The sequence below is a fragment of the Nocardioides allogilvus genome, from assembly GCF_003047285.1.
In the GTDB taxonomy this organism is placed as follows: Bacteria; Actinomycetota; Actinomycetes; order Propionibacteriales; family Nocardioidaceae; genus Nocardioides; species Nocardioides allogilvus.
Genome location: NZ_PZYX01000001.1, coordinates 594,267 through 610,548, shown reverse-complemented (window position 1 = coordinate 610,548; position 16,282 = coordinate 594,267). Strand labels below are relative to the sequence as shown.

Annotated in this window: 15 protein-coding genes; 6 read left to right on the top strand and 9 right to left on the bottom strand. The window is 70.8% G+C overall.

Annotation, left to right across the window (positions count from 1 at the left end; translation table 11 throughout):
• Positions 1 to 13: 13 nt before the first annotated feature.
• Genes C9J87_RS03000 through C9J87_RS02980 form a run of 5 tightly spaced genes read right to left on the bottom strand, consistent with a single transcriptional unit; the run spans position 14 to position 2,878 of the window.
• A complete protein-coding gene (locus tag C9J87_RS03000; protein ID WP_107704676.1) occupies positions 14 to 391 on the bottom strand; it encodes a hypothetical protein in 378 nt (125 codons plus the stop codon).
• 7 nt (positions 392 to 398) lie between these two features.
• A complete protein-coding gene (gene mshB, locus C9J87_RS02995) occupies positions 399 to 1,304 on the bottom strand; it encodes an N-acetyl-1-D-myo-inositol-2-amino-2-deoxy-alpha-D-glucopyranoside deacetylase (protein WP_107704675.1) in 906 nt (301 codons plus the stop codon).
• The gene (locus C9J87_RS02990) at positions 1,301 to 2,215 is read right to left on the bottom strand and encodes a DMT family transporter (protein WP_156887141.1); all 915 of its coding nucleotides are present in this window, start codon (positions 2,213 to 2,215) and stop codon (positions 1,301 to 1,303) included. The genes mshB and C9J87_RS02990 overlap by 4 nt, the downstream gene beginning before the upstream one ends.
• Positions 2,208 to 2,483: a hypothetical protein gene (locus C9J87_RS02985; RefSeq protein WP_010831859.1), complete on the bottom strand. Its 276-nt coding sequence runs from the start codon at positions 2,481 to 2,483 to the stop codon at positions 2,208 to 2,210. Before C9J87_RS02985 ends, C9J87_RS02990 begins: the two co-directional genes overlap by 8 nt.
• On the bottom strand, positions 2,480 to 2,878 hold the full coding sequence (locus tag C9J87_RS02980; protein ID WP_107704674.1) for a (deoxy)nucleoside triphosphate pyrophosphohydrolase: 399 nt from the start codon (positions 2,876 to 2,878) through the stop codon (positions 2,480 to 2,482). The genes C9J87_RS02985 and C9J87_RS02980 overlap by 4 nt, the downstream gene beginning before the upstream one ends.
• A 22-nt stretch (positions 2,879 to 2,900) precedes the next feature.
• Between C9J87_RS02980 and C9J87_RS02975 the strand changes: the two genes are divergently transcribed.
• The gene (locus C9J87_RS02975; protein ID WP_157953102.1) at positions 2,901 to 3,983 is read left to right on the top strand and encodes a hypothetical protein; all 1,083 of its coding nucleotides are present in this window, start codon (positions 2,901 to 2,903) and stop codon (positions 3,981 to 3,983) included.
• A 200-nt stretch (positions 3,984 to 4,183) separates the two neighbouring features.
• Complete coding sequence (locus tag C9J87_RS02970; RefSeq protein ID WP_107704672.1) at positions 4,184 to 7,165, top strand: S8 family serine peptidase; 2,982 nt, start codon at positions 4,184 to 4,186, stop codon at positions 7,163 to 7,165.
• A 94-nt stretch (positions 7,166 to 7,259) separates the two neighbouring features.
• Here the strand turns inward: C9J87_RS02970 and C9J87_RS02965 are convergent, their stop codons facing one another.
• Positions 7,260 to 8,069 (bottom strand): acyl-CoA thioesterase, encoded by an 810-nt coding sequence (locus tag C9J87_RS02965; RefSeq protein ID WP_010831855.1) that lies wholly within the window; start codon positions 8,067 to 8,069, stop codon positions 7,260 to 7,262.
• Positions 8,066 to 8,935, bottom strand: coding sequence for a LysR family transcriptional regulator (locus tag C9J87_RS02960; RefSeq protein ID WP_107704744.1), 870 nt, complete (start codon positions 8,933 to 8,935; stop codon positions 8,066 to 8,068). Before C9J87_RS02960 ends, C9J87_RS02965 begins: the two co-directional genes overlap by 4 nt.
• 85 nt (positions 8,936 to 9,020) lie before the next feature.
• On the opposite strand from C9J87_RS02960, the gene C9J87_RS02955 reads away from it, so the two are divergent.
• From C9J87_RS02955 to C9J87_RS02945, 3 genes are all read left to right on the top strand, one after another.
• The gene (locus C9J87_RS02955; RefSeq protein WP_107704743.1) at positions 9,021 to 10,256 is read left to right on the top strand and encodes an MFS transporter; all 1,236 of its coding nucleotides are present in this window, start codon (positions 9,021 to 9,023) and stop codon (positions 10,254 to 10,256) included.
• Between the two features lie 21 nt (positions 10,257 to 10,277).
• Positions 10,278 to 10,748: an SRPBCC family protein gene (locus tag C9J87_RS02950; RefSeq protein WP_051204371.1), complete on the top strand. Its 471-nt coding sequence runs from the start codon at positions 10,278 to 10,280 to the stop codon at positions 10,746 to 10,748.
• A 95-nt stretch (positions 10,749 to 10,843) separates the two neighbouring features.
• Positions 10,844 to 12,883 (top strand): hypothetical protein, encoded by a 2,040-nt coding sequence (locus tag C9J87_RS02945; RefSeq protein WP_010831851.1) that lies wholly within the window; start codon positions 10,844 to 10,846, stop codon positions 12,881 to 12,883.
• Here the strand turns inward: C9J87_RS02945 and C9J87_RS02940 are convergent.
• Positions 12,880 to 13,179 (bottom strand): glutaredoxin domain-containing protein, encoded by a 300-nt coding sequence (locus C9J87_RS02940; protein WP_107704671.1) that lies wholly within the window; start codon positions 13,177 to 13,179, stop codon positions 12,880 to 12,882. The two genes, C9J87_RS02945 and C9J87_RS02940, sit on opposite strands and share 4 nt — an antisense overlap.
• A gap of 234 nt (positions 13,180 to 13,413) precedes the next feature.
• Positions 13,414 to 14,490: a redox-regulated ATPase YchF gene (ychF, locus tag C9J87_RS02935; RefSeq protein WP_010831849.1), complete on the bottom strand. Its 1,077-nt coding sequence runs from the start codon at positions 14,488 to 14,490 to the stop codon at positions 13,414 to 13,416.
• A gap of 106 nt (positions 14,491 to 14,596) precedes the next feature.
• On the opposite strand from ychF, the gene C9J87_RS02930 reads away from it, so the two are divergent.
• Positions 14,597 to 16,195, top strand: coding sequence for a family 16 glycosylhydrolase (locus C9J87_RS02930; RefSeq protein ID WP_010831848.1), 1,599 nt, complete (start codon positions 14,597 to 14,599; stop codon positions 16,193 to 16,195).
• Positions 16,196 to 16,282: the final 87 nt, after the last annotated feature.

Sequence of the window (16,282 nt, the reverse complement as noted above, 5' to 3'; positions counted from 1 at the left end):
TCCGATCCTAGGTTCACCCCGGCGAAACGCCCGGATCGTCGTTCCCACGGCGCTGTCGTCCCCGGGCCGCGGTCCCGGGTCGTGGCGACGTCGCGAGGGCGACGAGCAGGAGCAGGAACGAGCCGCCCAGCACCGTATATCCGGCTGCGCTGCCGGGGAGGAGGTAGTCGCCCTCGGACCGCGGCAGCACGGCGTAGACGATCGCGCCGAACCAGCCCACGACGAACGCGAGACGCCACCCGCCGGCGGGCAGAGCGAGCGTGGTCAGCGCTCCCGCGGCCAGGCCGAGGACCAGGCCCCACCACCACGCGTGCACCAGGACTGCGGCGAGTCCCCCTGCGAGGCCGACGCCGAGCAGCGCAAGCGCCGCCAGCGCCCGGACCAGCAGCACGGTGGGCTCAGAGACCCGCGAAGAGGTCGGCCTCGAAGCCGTTGTCGGCGACCGGCCCGCGCACGCCCTTGGCCAGGACGTAGAACTCCTCGCCCCAGAACGCGTGCCCCGACTCGGCGCCGGAGAAGAACGGTCCGTCCGGGTCGACCTGGGTGCGGTGCAGCTTGAGCGCCTCCATCTTCGTGTGCACGAAGTCGGTGCCGTCGACGCACGCCGAGATCAGCTCGTCCGGCGTCACGAACGGGCCCATCTCGCCGTCGGGGTCCATCCCCTCGAAGCTCTGCGTGTCGCCCGCCTCGCGCAGCGCCCGCAGGCTCGCGCGCATCTTGGACTCGCTCATCGCGCACCAGTAGATCTTCGCGATGTCGTGCGGGGTCCCCAGCTGCAGCTTGTACGTCGGTGCGGCGGCCAGCACAGCGGCGTACATCGCGACACGGTGTGCCTGGATGTGGTCGGGGTGGCCGTAGCCCCCGAACTGGTCGTAGGTGACCAGGACCTGCGGCTGGAGGTCGCGGATGACCTCGACGAGCTGGTCGGCCGCGTCGGTGAGGTCGGCGTTCCAGAAGGCGTTGTCGGGGACGAACTCGCCCGCGACGGCGTGGCCGTCCGCGTGCCAGGCCATGCCCGAGTCGTGGAAGCGGCCGAAGCCGCCGAGCCACCGCTGGTCAGTGACGCCGAGCCGGGCCATCGCCGCCGCGATCTCCTGCTTGCGGCGCTCGCCGAGGCGCCCCTCCTTGTCGAAGGCGAGGTGGCCCAGGTCGGGGACGAGCACCTCGCCCATCTCGCCGGCGGTGCAGGTCACGACCGTGACGCCGCGCCCCTCGGCGACATACTTCGCCATCGTCGCGCCGTTGTTGATCGTCTCGTCGTCCGGGTGGGCGTGCACGAAGAGGGCGCGCAGGTCGGCAGTCATGACACCAGCCTAGGGGCGGCACTGCGCGTGCCGAGAGCGACGCCGACGACCGCGACCACCAGCCCGAGGAGCTCGAGCGGGCCGAGGGTCTCGCCGAGCACCAGCCATGCCAGCACCGCCGTCACGGGCGGCGACAGGAAGAACAGGCTGGAGCCTGCGCCGGCACCCCCGCGCCGTACGAGCGCACCGAGCAGGAGCAGGCCGACGATCGAGTTGACGATCGCGAGGAAGGCGACCGCGACGCCCCCGCGGACGGGGTCCGTGATGGCGTGCGTGCCCTCCAGGGTCAGGGCGAGCACGGCGAGCGGCGGGGCCGACACGGCGAACTGGATCGCCGCCGACCAGATGGGGTCGGGACCGTGCCCGATCCAGCGCTGGCCGAGCGTGCCCAGGCTGAGGGTGACCGCGCTGAACACCGCGAGCCCGATGCCCAACGGACCGCCGGCCGACTCGATGTCGGGGCCGAGCACGATCAGCACCCCGGCGACCCCGATGACGAGGCCGAGCAGCTGGCGTCGCGACAACGCCTCCCGGAGGAAGACCGCGGCCAGCACCGCGGTCAGGACCGGCGTGAGGGCGTGCAGCAACGAGGCCAGGGTCGCGCCGAGCCCGGCGTCGAAGGCGAGGTACATCGCGCCGAACTGCACCGCGTTCATCACGACGCCGGTCAGCGCGACCCGCCCGGCGGTCCGGCGATCGATCCGCAGCGGTCCGCGCAGCAGGCGGGCCAGCAGCAGCGCGAGCACCGCCGCCACGCCGAAGCGCAGCGCCAGCAAGGTGAACGGCGCGACGTGCTGCACCCCGTAGGGACCGGAGATGTAGCCCGAGGACCAGACCAGCACGAACGCGGCCGCCGGGACGAGTGGCATGGCGCCGACCGCACTGACCGGCCGCGCCCGGACGTCAGTCAAGGGGCTTCTTGATCCGCTTCGGCGCCGTCGGCAGCACGAGCGGCGGGCCGCTCGGGGCCGCTGTCTCGGGGTCCAGCCAGCCGTCGAAGTCCTCGACCAGCACCTCGACCATGAAGTCGGGCGCGTCGGTGACGACCGCCCAGGGGTGGCCCTCGTCGTCGTCCTCGCCGGCCAGTCGCTCACGCTCGGCGCTCGCCTCGAAGCCGTTGGCGACCAGGCGACGGACGACCTGTCGCGCGTCGTCCTCCTCGAAGAAGATGGCTCTCACGTGCCCATCCTCTCCCGCAGGGCAGTGAGGAACGGACGGTCGGGGTCGAGCCAGTCGACGTCGTTGAGCTCGTCGGCGGTGACCCAGCGGACCAGGTCGTGCTCGGTCGGCGTCGGCTCGCCGTCGGTGAGCACGCCGCAGGCGACCCGCAGCTCGTGGGTGGCACCGATCAGGGCAGTGCCCGGGAGCCAGCCGGTCAGCTCGATCCGGCAGCCGAGCTCCTCGCCGATCTCGCGCACGAGGGCGTCCTCGGGCGACTCCCCCGGCTCCACCTTGCCGCCGGGGAACTCCCACCTGCCGGCGGCCTCGACCGGCGCGGTCCGGCGGGCGGCGAGGACGGTGCCGTCACGCAGGATCGCCGCACCGACGACGGCAGTGCGCAGCGGTGGGGTCACGCAGCGAGATTACGGTGTGGTCATGCTTGTCCAAGGTGTCCACCTGCAGCGGACCGACGAGAACGTCCGCGAGATCGCCGCCCTGGCGGCGGTCCTGGGCGAACCGGCCGGGCTCGACGGGCTGCTCGACGACCTGAAGTACCAGGCCCGTCGCAGCCGGGTCCCCGCCCGTCTGCTGGGCCGCGCGGTCAGCGACGCCTACACGTGGGACGCCCACGACCGGAAGGACCCGCTCTGGTACCCGCAGGGCATCTCCACCAGCGCCGACGCCTCGGACACCGAGGACATCGCGGGTCGCAAGGTGCTCGTGACGACGTGGTACTCCACCGGCCGGGACGGCGTGAAGCGCGGCTCGCGCGTCACCTTCATCGACCTCGAGACGCTGAAGTACCGCCACGTCCTGCTCGTCAACCCGGTCTTCGACCAGGAGGGCGCCCTCCAGCTGCGGCCGATGAACATCCACGCCGGCGGCGTCGTCTGGGCCGGCGGCTACCTCCACATCGCGGCCACGCGCCGCGGCTTCGTCACCGCTCGGGTCGACGACATCATGCGGGTCCTCGGCGACGACGACCACCCGGACGAGCTCGGCTTCGACGGCGAGCGCGTGTCGTCGTACGGGCATCGCTACGTGCTGCCGGTCCGCTTCACCTACAAGGCCTTCACCGACGACGGGCACGAGAAGCTGCGCTACTCCTTCCTCTCCCTCGACCGGCGATCGGACCCGCCGGCTCTGCTGGCGGGCGAGTACAACCTCGGGACCGCTCCCAACCGGCTCGCGCGCTACCAGCTCGACGCGGACACCTGGCAGCTCCGGACCGGTGACGACGGCTTCTCCCGCCCGCTGGAGGTGGACGAGGGCGGCGTCGTGCAGATGCAGGGTGCTGTGCTCGCCGGCGGGCGCTACCACGTGAGCGTCTCGCACGGCCCGTGGATGCCCGGCACGATCTATGCCGGCCTGTCCGGGCAGCTGAAGCCGAAGCGGTTCGCGCTGCCGATGGGCCCCGAGGACCTGACCTACTGGCCGTCGACCGACCGGCTGTGGTCGCTCACCGAGCACCCACGACGCCGGTGGATCGTGTCGATGAAGCGGTCGGCCTTCGACTGACGCCCACCGACGGCTCGACAGGTCTGACGTTCGTACGTCGAAATGCTTGACGTGTGTCACGTCGGTGACGTTGTCTGTGCGCAGCCTCCGCGATCACCACCCAGCGACGCGCGAGGAAACAGCGTTCTCCATCCAGGCACGCCATCAAGGAGTCTCCTTTGTCAGTCATCTCTCGGGGTCCGGGAGCGCGCAGTCGCTCCGTGGCCCTGCTCTCTGCCGGACTGCTCGTCGCAGGCGTCACGGCCAGCGCCGCCGCCACGGCGGCCACCGCCGAGCCGGGCGCCACGACGACCACCACGGCCCCCGAGCAGGCGCTCGGCGCCGGTCGCTACATCGTGATGCTCCGCCAGCCCGGCGCGACCCGCTACGAGGGCGGCATCGACGGCCTCGCAGCCACCCAGGCCCGCTCGGGCAACAAGTTCAACGCCCGCACCGACAAGGTCGCGCAGTACTCGCGCTTCCTCGAGCGCGAGCAGAGCCGGATCGCCGACGCCGTGGGGGCCGACGTGTTCTCGCAGACCACGATCGCGTCCAACTCCTTCACCGCACAGCTCACCGCGAAGCAGGCGGCGGAGCTCGCCGGCAAGCGCGAGGTGCTGACCCTGGTCGAGGACACCGCCTTCGAGCTCGACACCTGGAACACCCCGCGCTTCCTCGGCCTCGAGTCCCGGTCGGGCACCGGCACGGGCGGCCAGTGGGCCGCCCAGGGCGGCGTGGCCAACGCCGGGAAGGGCGTCGTCGTCGGCATCCTCGACAGCGGCATCTGGCCGGAGTCGGCGTCGTTCGCCGGTCCCAAGCTGAAGAGCAAGGCGGAGGGGCAGTTCACCCCCTACCGCTCGGGCCGCACGACCTTCATGAACAAGGCCGACGGCAGCCAGTTCCGCGGCGAGTGCGAGACCGGCGAGGACTGGGAGGTCAACGACTGCAACCAGAAGCTGATCGGTGCCCGCTACTACGCCGATGCGTTCGTTGCCAGCGTCCCGGTCGACAAGCGCGACGCCAACGAGTTCATCTCCACCCGTGACGGCGACGGCCACGGCAGCCACACCGCCAGCACCGCCGCCGGCAACTTCGGCGTCTCGGCCTCGGTCGAGGGACGTGACTTCGGCACCGTGAGCGGCATGGCTCCCGCGGCCAAGATCGCCGCCTACAAGGTGTGCTTCAACGACACCGACCCCAACACCGGTGGCTGCTACACCTCCTCGACGCTTGCCGCCGTCGACGACGCCGTGACCGACGGCGTCGACGTCATCAACTACTCGATCTCCGGCGCGACCACCACGGTCGTCGACGCGGTCGAGTTCGCCTTCCTGGGTGCTGCGGCAGCGGGCGTCTTCGTCGCCGCCTCGGCCGGCAACAGCGGGCCGACGGCCTCCACGGTCGCGCACAACAGCCCGTGGATCACCACGGTCGCCGCGGCGACCCACGCCGTGTTCGAGAACACGGCTGTGCTCGGCAACGGTGCGAAGCACAAGGGCGCCTCGATCAACGGCACGCCGTTGGCCAGCACCCCGCTCGTCAACTCGACCGCCGCCGGTCTCGCCCCGGCCACCGCCGACGAGGTCCGCCTGTGCGCGCCCGGCAGCCTCGACCCGGCCCAGGTCACGGGCAAGGTCGTCGTCTGCGACCGCGGCGTCTACGACCGGGTCGCCAAGAGCTCCGCGGTCAAGCAGGCCGGCGGTGTGGGGATGATCCTCGTCAACATCACGCCCGGCAGCCTCGACGCCGACTTCCACGCCGTACCGACAGTCCACCTCGACCACGTGGCGGCCCCCGCGATCAAGGCCTACGCCGCGACCGCCGGCGCCACCGCCTCCTTCGAGTCGGGCGACACCACCGGCGGCTCGCCGACCGTGGTGCCGCAGATCGCCGGCTTCTCCTCGCGTGGCCCCGCCAAGGCGAGCGACTCCGACGTCATCAAGCCCGACATCGCGGCTCCCGGTGCCAGCGTGCTGGCCGCGGTCGCCCCGCCGTCGGGACAGGGTCGTGACTTCGACCTCTACTCCGGCACGTCGATGTCGAGCCCGCACGTCGCCGGTCTCGCGGCCTTCATCTTCGGGGTCAACCCGCAGTGGACGCCGATGACCGTCAAATCGGCCATGATGACGACTTCATACGACCTCAAGAAGGCCGACGGCAGCGCCCACCAGGACCCGTTCGCCCAGGGCGCCGGCCACGTCGACCCGACCAGGTTCTTCGACCCGGGTCTCGTCGTCACCTCCAACGAGGACGAGTGGCTGAGCTTCGTCGAGGGTCAGGGCTTCCCGATCGACGGCGTCGAGCCGATCGCGGCCAACGCCCTCAACGTGCCCTCGATCGCCCAGGGCCAGGTGGCCGCCAGCACCAGCATCACGCGCACGTTCACCGGTCTGCGTGCCGGCACGTGGAGCGTCGAGGCCACCGTGCCCGGCTTCTCGGTCACGACGGACAAGCCGTCGGTGACCATCGGGTCCGCCGGCGAGCAGGTCGCGGTCACCTTCACCTTCACCCGCACCGACGCCCCGCTCGCCAAGTTCGCGACGGGCTTCGTCACCCTGACCGGTCCCACCACGGTCCGGATGCCCGTGGCACTGCGTCCCGTCTCGGTCAAGGCACCCGCCACGGTGGCGGGCACCGGAACCGACGGCCGTGCCACCGTCGACATCACCGCCGGCTACACCGGTGAGCTCGACGTCCGCCCGACCGGTCTGGCCAAGGCCACGACGGTGGAGCGCAGCACCGCCGTCGGCGAGGACTACGAGCGCACGGTCGTCGTGCCGGGCGGCACCAAGGCCGCCCGCTTCGTGGCCGACGCAGCCAACGACGCGGCCGACCTCGACCTGTTCGTCTACCGCCTCAACGCCGCCGGCACGCCGGTGGCACTGGCGGGCCAGTCGGCCACAGGTTCAGCGGACGAGACGGTGACCTTGCTCAACCCGGTCGCCGCGTCCTACCTCGTCGTCGTCAACGGCTACGCCGCGGCCCCGGGCGAGACCAGCATCGCGACCACCTACGACGAGTACGTCGTCGGTGGCACCGGTCTCGGCACCTTCCACGCCGAGCCCGACCCGGTCGCGGTCACCCAGGGCGAGGCGACGTCGTTCGACGCCGTCTGGTCCGGCCTGGAGGCCGGTCGCTACCTCGGTGTCCTGGAGTACGACGGGGCCCTGGCGCCGACCTACGTGACGGTCTCCGCGCCGTGACCTGATCAGCACGATCGCCGGACGGGCGTGGCTCCCTCGGGGGCCACGCCCGTTCGGCATTCCCGGGAGTGACCTGCCTGGCTGGTGACCGCGGTCAGGGGCGCGGCTGACGCGCGAGCTGCCGGCTCTGCGCGACGAGGCGGTCTGCGGAGTCCCACACCTCGCAGTCCTCCTCGAACATCCCGCCCGCCATGTTGCGGGTGCGGTGCGTGACGCGCAGCCACCCCGGCGCGGGCTTCGCGCGCACGTGGGCGGTCAGCTCGAGCGTCGGCGCCCAGCCGGGCATGCCGAGGTCGAAGGTCACCGGCGGCAGGGCGTCGAGCACCATCAGCAGCTCGATGGGGTCCGGGTCGCGCTCGCCGTTGAGGCGGAACCAGGCCGAGATCACGCCGTCGCCGGACGGCTTGCCGACGGCCCACCCGATGCACGAGGGGTCGAAGCGCATGTCGAAGCGCCCGAGCAGCTTGGCGTTGGCGAGCACCTCCGGCGGTGCCATCGAGCTGGGCACGCACTCCTCGAGCGGGGCCATCACCGGCGGCTTCGCGGTGGTGCGGATGTCGTCGGGGACACGGTCGAGGTCGCCGTACGTCGCCAGCGCGGTGATGCGAGCGTCGCCTCCCTGCGTCAGCTCGGCCGCGAGGGTGGCGATGCTGCCACCGTCGCGCACGACCCGGGTCGACACGGTCGCCGGACCGGGGCGCGACGCGGAGAGGTAGTAGGCGCTGACGGAGATCGGGTCGGGCTTGCCGGGCGCCACCCGGCTCAGGGCGTTTCCGATGGTGGCCAGGAGGTAGCCGCCGTTGACGCCCGCGCCGACGACCCAGCCGTCGTGGAGCTCTGCGGCGAACTCACCGTCGCCCCGGTCGGTGACGGCGATGTGGTCGTCCCACTCGATCTGGTTCATGGCGCGAGCCTAGTGATCGACTCCCGAAGTCGCTCGGCGGCGGGCGGCAGCTGCCGGTCGGTGCGCCAGGTGAGGCCGATCGCGCGACGTGCGCCTGGCGACCCGACGATCTGGACACCGTGGGTGCCGGACTGCCCCACGATCGCCTCGGGCACGATCGCCACCCCGAGCCCGGCCGCCACGAGCCCCTCGATGGTCGCGAGGTCCTGGCTCTCGAAGGACACCTCGAGCGCCACGCCCGCCTCCCGGAGCAGCCCGTCGACGAGCGTGCGGAAGCCGTAGCCCGGCGGGGTCGTGACCAGGTCCTCCCCCGCGAGGTCGACCAGTCGGAGACGCGAGCGTCCGGCCAGCCGGTGCGTGGGGGGTACGGCGACGACCAGCCGCTCCTCCTGGAGCAGGTGCCAGCCGTGGCCGGCCGGGCGGACCGACGTGATGGCGAGGTCGACGGCGCCGCGGGCGAGGTCCGCCTCGAGCTCGTGGGCGGGCTCCTGGCTCAGCAGCACCCGCACCCTCGGGGCGACGGCGTGGAACTCACGCAGGAGCTGCGGGACCAGCGAGGTCGCCATCGAGTCGAGGAAGGCCAGCCGGGCGACGCCCGACTCCGGGTCGAGCTCACCGCGCACGTCCGCCAGGAGCTGGTCGTGCCGGGCGACGACCTCCCGTGCGCCGCGCGCGACGGTCTGGCCGATCGGCGTGAGGTGCACACCGTCGGCGGCGCGTTCGAACAGCCTGGCCCCGAGCTCGTGCTCGACCCTCGCCAGCGCGCGCGACAAGGTGGGCTGGGTGATCCCGAGGATTGCGGCGGTGTCGGTGACGTGCTCCTGCTCGGCCACGGCGAGCAGCCATTCCAGGTCGCGGATCTGCATGCTGAGGATCATACGCATTTCGCATGACTCTAAGCCGTTCCTGACATTGGACGCATGACGCTTGCCGGCGCACACTCGTGTGGTCATGTCTGCTCCCGCCATCACCCCAGCTCCCGTCCTGGACCTCGGCCACCTCCCCGGCTCGGACGGCTACCGCCGCGTCGTTCTCGCGCTCTTCGCCGCGGGACTCGCGACCTTCGAGCTGCTCTACAGCACCCAGGCGATCCTGCCGGAGCTCGCGACCCGCTTCGAGGTCTCGTCCACGCAGACGACCCTGACGCTCTCGCTGGCGACCCTCTCCCTCGGTGTGGCCCTGCTCGTCGTCGGCCCGCTCTCCGACGTGATCGGCCGGACCCGGCTGATCCACCTGTCGATGGCGCTCTCGGTCGTCTGCGCCGTGGGCTGCGCCCTCGCCCCGACCTGGACCTCGCTGCTGGTCATGCGCTGCCTGATGGGCGTCGCGCTCGCCGGGCTGCCGGCGGTGGCGACGGCCTACCTCCGCGAGGAGCTGCACCGCTCCACCCACGCGCGCGCGGCTGGGCTCTACATCGGCGGCACCGCGCTCGGTGGCATGGCCGGCCGGCTGGTCACGGGCTACACCGCCGAGCTCGCCGGCTGGCGCTGGTCTCTCGGCGCGGCAGCACTGCTCGCGCTCGTCTGCGCCGTCGCCGTACGCCGCCTGCTCCCCGACTCCCGCCACTTCTCCCCTGCCCCCACCGGCGCCCGGACGATGCTCGCCATGGCGCGACGCGCGGTCGCCGACCGGGCCCTCGTCGGGCTCTACGTCATCGGCGGCTGCTCGGTCGGAGCGATGGTGTCGATGCTCAACGTGGTCGGCTTCCGGCTGGAGGCAGCGCCGTTCAACCTCGGTCTCGGCGCCGCCAGCCTGGTGTTCCTCGTCTATCCGCTCGGTACGGTCAGCGCCGCGACCTTCGGGCGACTGGCCGACCGGATCGGGCGCCGGGCCGTGCTGCCGATCGGGTCCGTCGTCGCGGTCGCGGGCGCCGTACTCACCTTGTCGTCGTCGTTGCCGGTGCTGGTCGCCGGGCTCTCGCTGCTCGTCATCGGCTTCTTCGCCGTGCACGGCGTGGCGAGCGGCTGGGTGCCTGCGCGGGCGCACGCGGGCGGGGTGAGCGCCGGGCAGGCGGCGTCGCTCTACACGTTCACCTACTACCTCGGCGCGTCCGTCTTCGGCAGCCTCGGCGCCACCGTGTGGAGCAGCGTCGGCTGGCCGGGCGTGGTCGCCCTGACCGTCTCGCTGCTCGCCGTCACCGGCGCCCTCGCCCTGCGACTTCGGGTGACCCGCCCCCTCGTCGCGTGACGGATCACTAGGGTGCTGGTCGTGACGAATGACATCCGCCCCCTGCTCGAGCAGAGCGTCGAGATCTCCGCTCCCGTCGCCCACGTCTGGCCCCTGGTCAGCGACGTCTGCCGCATGCCCGACTGGAGCCCGCAGGTCACCTCGACCCGGCTGCGCAGCGGCTTCGAGACCGTGGAGCAGGGCACGCAGTTCACCAACCGCAACATCCACGGCGAGCTGGAGTGGACCACGCACGCGGAGGTCGTGAAGTTCTCGCCGGAGTCAGAGGTGGCGTTCCGGGTCGAGGAGAACTGGGCGATCTGGTCGTTCCTGCTCTCCGCGACCGACGCCGGCACCCTCCTGACCCAGCGCCGCGAGCTGCCCGACGGTCTCTCGGAGCTGTCGCGCGAGCTCACCGACGGCTTCATGGGTGGGCAGGACGCGTTCACCGAGAGCCAGCTCGCCGGCATGCGCGAGACGCTCGAGGCAATCAAGGCTGCGGCAGAGGCCTGAGGGTCTGCCGTCCCATCCATCTGCCCGTCGAGATCGCTGGGACCTGGCGACACAGGACCTCGACGCTGACCATCAACGCGTGATCGGGGACGATCGTGGAGACCAACCAGCCGAGCCGTGCCGTGACTGCGGCTGCGCGACAACTGTCTCGTGCCTGGGTCGTGTCGTTGGCGACTGCAGTGCTGATGCCCTTCGTCACTCTCGGACTCACGATCGCGGTGCTGGTCTGGGGCGATGAACTGCGTTGGTACGCATTGCTCGGAGCTGCGGCCACCGTCTCGCTCGTCTACAACGCGAGTCGGTTCGTGCCTCGGTCCAAGGGGGTCGACAGATCCACGATCCCACTCAGTCCCGTCGATGCCGAGCGCTTCGCCCGGTGGATGGAGTCGGTGGCGCCCGGATACCGCCCCGAGGTGCGTCTGGCCCCACATGCCGGAGTCGGCGTAGCGGACGGGACGCTGACCATCGGCCTTCCCTTCCTCATGTTCCTGCAGCGCGACGAGCTGGCCGCTCTGGTGACCGACGCGAAGGTCTTCGCAGAACTCGATGCGCACCCGTCGACGCGACGGGCGCGATGGCTCCTGGCCTCGGGGCTTGGCGGCGCCCTGCGCTATCGCGATGGCAAGGATTCACGGGCGAGCAGAATGCTTCTGCATCGCATCGATGTTGCCGCCGCCGACTTCCAGGAGGCGACCCACGCGTGGGTCGACAGCTTGCGCGGTCAGCGTGGATCGACGTGGCGGCAGACCGCGCAGGTGCTCGATGCGGTTGAGGAATCGTGGCAACACGTCTGCGGACTGTGGCTGGCTCCAGCGATGGCTGCTCGATTCTGGCACCCGGAGCCGTTCACCGGACTGCGCTCCTTCCTCACCGCTTGCGAGAGTCATGCCCTCGTGACCTTTGACGCACGCCCGGGTGGCGATCCGTCCATCACCCTGCTCCAGGACGTGCGCCGCTATGAGGCCGATCTCGCATCGACGCTCGTCGACGCGGACGAGCTGGCGCTCGAGCCGACGAACTGGGAGGAGCACCCTGCTTCCGTCTCCGTTCCACGATGGCGTCAAACCCTGGCAGCTGCTTTGGTCGCAGCCGACCGTGCGACCGGACACACTCATCCGGCGACCCTGGAGACGATCCTGGGTCTGGTCGAGGACGGGTGGGCCGACACCTTGGCGGCCGTGCTCACCAGCACGCCGACAGAAGCAGGCGAAGAGCCGACGCCTGTGAAGCCCGTCCTCGACGAGGTCCTGACAGCTGCCACCTCGGTCGCGCTCCTCGATGGAGGGGCAGGTCAAACCATCTGGCAGTGGCCGTTCGGGACATGCCTGATCGACGAACAAGGCCGGGTCCTGGCCGTCGAAGGGGTGGTGCAACACGCCTTGGCGGAGTTCGGTGCCGGCAGGGGGCTCGGCGCCCTCCGCGATTGGCTCCATGCCCAAGGTGTGGGCCTTGAAGACCCGCTGTGGCTCGGGGAGGGAGTCGCGCCCGACGGAGAGCAGTCCATCCTTGCCTTCCATGCCTACCAAGGCCTTCGAACCGCCGAGGCAGTGCTCTCCACCCAGGCTCTGCGACTGTTCCCCGTGACCTACGCGCAAGGAGTCAGGACCGACGTGCGCCACGCGATGGATGGCACGGCCTTCCAGGAGCGCATGTCCGCTGTCAACGCCGGTGACCTGGAGGGACAGTCGACGGAGGTGCCTCTCGACGATGTCGTGGCCGCAACCTTCGGACCCATGATCGGTGGGCACTGGTGGCGTCTGCGGATCACGACCTCTCAGGGAAGCACAACGATTCGCGGCAACGGACCGGGCCTCGACATTGCTGAGGAATTCGCCGCTCGGTTGGGCGACAGGTTGCATCGACCGTGGTTGCGCAGACCGGGCTGGTTGCTCAGGGTTCGCAACGTGATCGGGTTTGCCGGCCTCGGGTTCGGGATGCTCGCATTGATCATGCTGGTCTGGGCGCTGGTCGCTCCCGCGTCACACATGCGGCGCTCAGACGCGCCGGTGTTCCTCGTGGTGGCGGCTGTCTGCCTCTTGATCGGCATGCTTCCGGACCTGGTGGCCAACGTGTTGGAACGCCTCGACCCGAGACAGCGGGCCAGACGAGAGCCCTGGCCGCCCACCAGTCTCTAGGCCTGGCGGGACAACGCCGCGACGACGAGCCTCGGAGCCGGGTTGGTGTGCGGCTCACCGTCGATCACGACTGTCGGGACGGTCTCGTTGCCGTCGTTGACGCTCCTGACGTACGCCGCTGCGTCGGCGTCCGCCCAGATGTCGACCCACACGGCGGCGGCTCCGCGCTTGCCCAGGACGAGCCGCAGTCGCTTGGTGAAGGGGCAGCCCTTGCGCCAGTAGATGACGACCTGGCCCTCCGCGCCAGCCCGCGCACCCTCGGCGGCGGAGACGGAGGTGGGGCGGTGACCGAACACCTCAGTGGCCGACGTCGTAGGCCATGGCGTGCCGCGGCTGGTAGAGCAGCATGTCGTCGGCGCCGGGGACCCGCAGGCCGACGCCCCGGTGGAGCGCGGTGATCATGAGCGCCACGCTAGCGCCGTACGCCTCATGAAGGTCCACGCAGACGCGTGGAGTTTCAGGGGTCCAACCGGCTCAGGCGCTGAATCTCCACGCCTGTGCGTGGAGTTTCATCCGGAGGGCCGAAACCCTCAGACGTTGAAGCGGAACTCCACGACGTCGCCGTCGACCATCACGTAGTCCTTGCCCTCGATGCGCACCTTGCCGGCTTCCTTGGCCTTCTGCATGGTGCCGACGGCCATCAGGTCGTCGAAGGACACGATCTCGGCCTTGATGAAGCCCTTCTGGAAGTCGGTGTGGATGACACCGGCCGCCTCGGGCGCGGTGGCGCCCTTCCTGATCGTCCAGGCCCGCGTCTCCTTGGGGCCGGCGGTCAGGTAGGTCTGCAGGCCGAGGGTGTCGAAGCCGACGCGCGCGAGCTGGTCGAGCCCCGACTCGGTGATCCCCATCTCGGCGAGCATCTCGTGCGCCTCCTCGTCGGAGCCGAGCTCCACGAGCTCGGACTCGAACTTCGCGTCGAGGAAGATCGCCTCGGCGGGTGCCACGAGAGCCTGCATCTTCGCGAGGAGGTCGGAATCCGACAGCTCGTCGGCGTCGCAGTTGAAGACGAAGATGAACGGCTTGGCCGTCAGCAGCGACAGCTCGCGGAGGAGCTCGCGGTCGATCTTCGTGTCGATGATCGGCGTCCCACCCTCGAGCGCGGTCAACGCCTCGCGCGCGGCGTCGAGCACGGCGCCCTTCGACTTGTCGCCGCGCACCTCCTTCTCCAGCCGCGGGATCGACTTCTCCACGGTCTGGATGTCGGCCAGGATCAGCTCGGTCTGGATGGTGCCGATGTCGGAGGCCGGGTTGACCTCACCGTCGACGTGGGTGACGTCCTCGTCGCGGAAGACACGCGTGACCTGGCAGATCGCCGAGGACTCGCGGATGTGCGAGAGGAACTTGTTGCCCAAGCCCTCGCCCTGCGAGGCGCCGGCGACGATGCCGGCGATGTCGACGAACTCGACGGTCGCGGGCAGCAGCTTGGCCGACCCGAAGACCTCGGCGAGCTTCGCGAGCCGCTCGTCGGGGACACCGACGACGCCGACGTTGGGCTCGATCGTGGCGAACGGGTAGTTCGCCGCAAGCACGTCGTTCTTGGTCAGGGCGTTGAAGAGGGTCGACTTGCCCGCATTGGGGAGTCCGACGATACCGATGGTGAGAGCCACGGGCCGGGAGTCTACGGCCGCGCGGGAGGCCGCAGCGATTCGACGCCTTTGGCCCGGCCTTGTTCAATCGTGGTGTCCCTTCCGCGCCGTGACCTCCCAAGGACCCATGCCTTCCTGGCTCCAAGAGCTGCTCGTGCTCGTCTCCATGCTGCCCTCGACGGCCACCGGTGTCCCGGCCCTCGAGGTCCCGGCTGTGCCCGTGACCAGCGACGTCGCGGTCACGGCGCCGAGCCAGGTCTTCGCCGACGGGTTCGACGCGCCGTACGCCGATCGCTGGACGCACGTCTCGTCGTCGACCGCCGACAAGGTGACCCAGGCCAGCGTGGACGGGCGCACGGTCGTCGAGCTGCGCCCCGAGGCGCACCTCGAGTACGCCACCGAGGTGCCCTTCGAGCCCGGGACGACCTACCGCGTCAGCGCCACCTTGAAGATGCCGCGCGAGACCGGGGTGCACACCTCCTTCTGGCTGCGCACCAACGACCTCCAGCGCGCCGGCGAGATCGACGTCGTCGAGAGCTGGGGTGACCAGAAGCAGTGCAGCCGGGTCCAGGTGGCCTACTACTGGCGCTACGCCCCGCCGATCGGTGAGGTCGAGTGCGCCGGTGATCGCTATCCGCGCGACATGGACGCCTGGCACACCTACGCCGTCGAGTTCACCTACCAGCCGCCCGGCCAGGACCCGGCAGCCGAGGCGCCAGCGCCGACGCGCTACTTCGTCGACGGTGTCGAGACCTGGTCGACCCCGCACGCGCCCGTGTCCGCCGAGCACCTGCGCCTGCAGAACAAGCGCAATTGTCCCGACGAGCAGCAGCCCACCTGTGGCGAGACGTCGACCACGCCCTCGATGTACGTCGATGCGGTGACCGTCGAGGTCGTCGGGCGCGTGCCCTCGGGGGTCCCGGCCGACCTGACCGCGATCCGGGAGACCGAGGCCGGGGCCGAGGCCCACGTGCTCAGCGCGGCTTCGGGCTATGCGATCTACTCCAACCAGACCCCGCTGCCGATCGAAGGACGCGGGTGGCGCTTCACCGGCGGCGACTACGACGGCGACCTCGCCACGGACGTCTACGCGATCCGGATGGCGGGACGCGACACGGCGCAGGTGCAGGTGCTCGACGGTGGCAACTACCTGCACACCTCCCTCAACCACGCGACCATCGTCGAGCGACGCGGTGGGCTGGGGCGGACCCGGTTCCTCGCGGGTGACGCCGACGGCGACGGCCGTGACGACCTCTACCTCCTCTCGAACAGGAACGGCGACACCGCCCACCTGACCGTGCTGGACGCCGACACCGACTTCCAGACCCGGCTCATCGACGTCGACCTGCCGGTGCCCCCCCTGCCCCGCGACCGCTGGCGCATGGCTGCCGGGGACTACAACTTCGACGGCCGTGACGACCTCTACCTCGTCGACACCCAGGCCGGCGCCAACACCGCGGTGCACGTGCTCGACGCCCGGACGCAGTTCACGTCCTGGCTGGCGCAGACGACGACCGCCGCCCCCGCGCTCGACTCGTCCTGGGTCGCCACCGCCGCGGACGACAACGGTGACGGCCGGGCCGACCTGGTCCTCATCGACCGGGACGCCGGCGGTGCCACGGAGACGCACTCGCTCGACGCGGCGAGCGGCTTCGCGACGTACACCCGAGAGCTGCGCACCGTCCTGGGACCGACGACCGACACGACCTGGACGATCGCGGACTGACGCCGCGTGCCACCGCGCGGGCCGACCGGCCTCGTAGGCTCACCGCATGAGCCAGCGGACCAGCCAGCGCAGTGCCCCTCGTGCCTC

Bases quoted from the DNA above. Each gene is read 5' to 3' on its own strand.
- C9J87_RS02965 (WP_010831855.1), bottom strand. From the start codon at position 8,069: ATGAACCAGATCGAGTGGGACGACCACATCGCCGTCACCGACCGGGGC.
- C9J87_RS02930 (WP_010831848.1), top strand. From the start codon at position 14,597: ATGCCTTCCTGGCTCCAAGAGCTGCTCGTGCTCGTCTCCATGCTGCCC.
- C9J87_RS02960 (WP_107704744.1), bottom strand. From the start codon at position 8,935: ATGCAGATCCGCGACCTGGAATGGCTGCTCGCCGTGGCCGAGCAGGAG.
- C9J87_RS02975 (WP_157953102.1), top strand. From the start codon at position 2,901: ATGCTTGTCCAAGGTGTCCACCTGCAGCGGACCGACGAGAACGTCCGC.
- C9J87_RS02955 (WP_107704743.1), top strand. From the start codon at position 9,021: ATGTCTGCTCCCGCCATCACCCCAGCTCCCGTCCTGGACCTCGGCCAC.
- mshB (WP_107704675.1), bottom strand. From the start codon at position 1,304: ATGACTGCCGACCTGCGCGCCCTCTTCGTGCACGCCCACCCGGACGAC.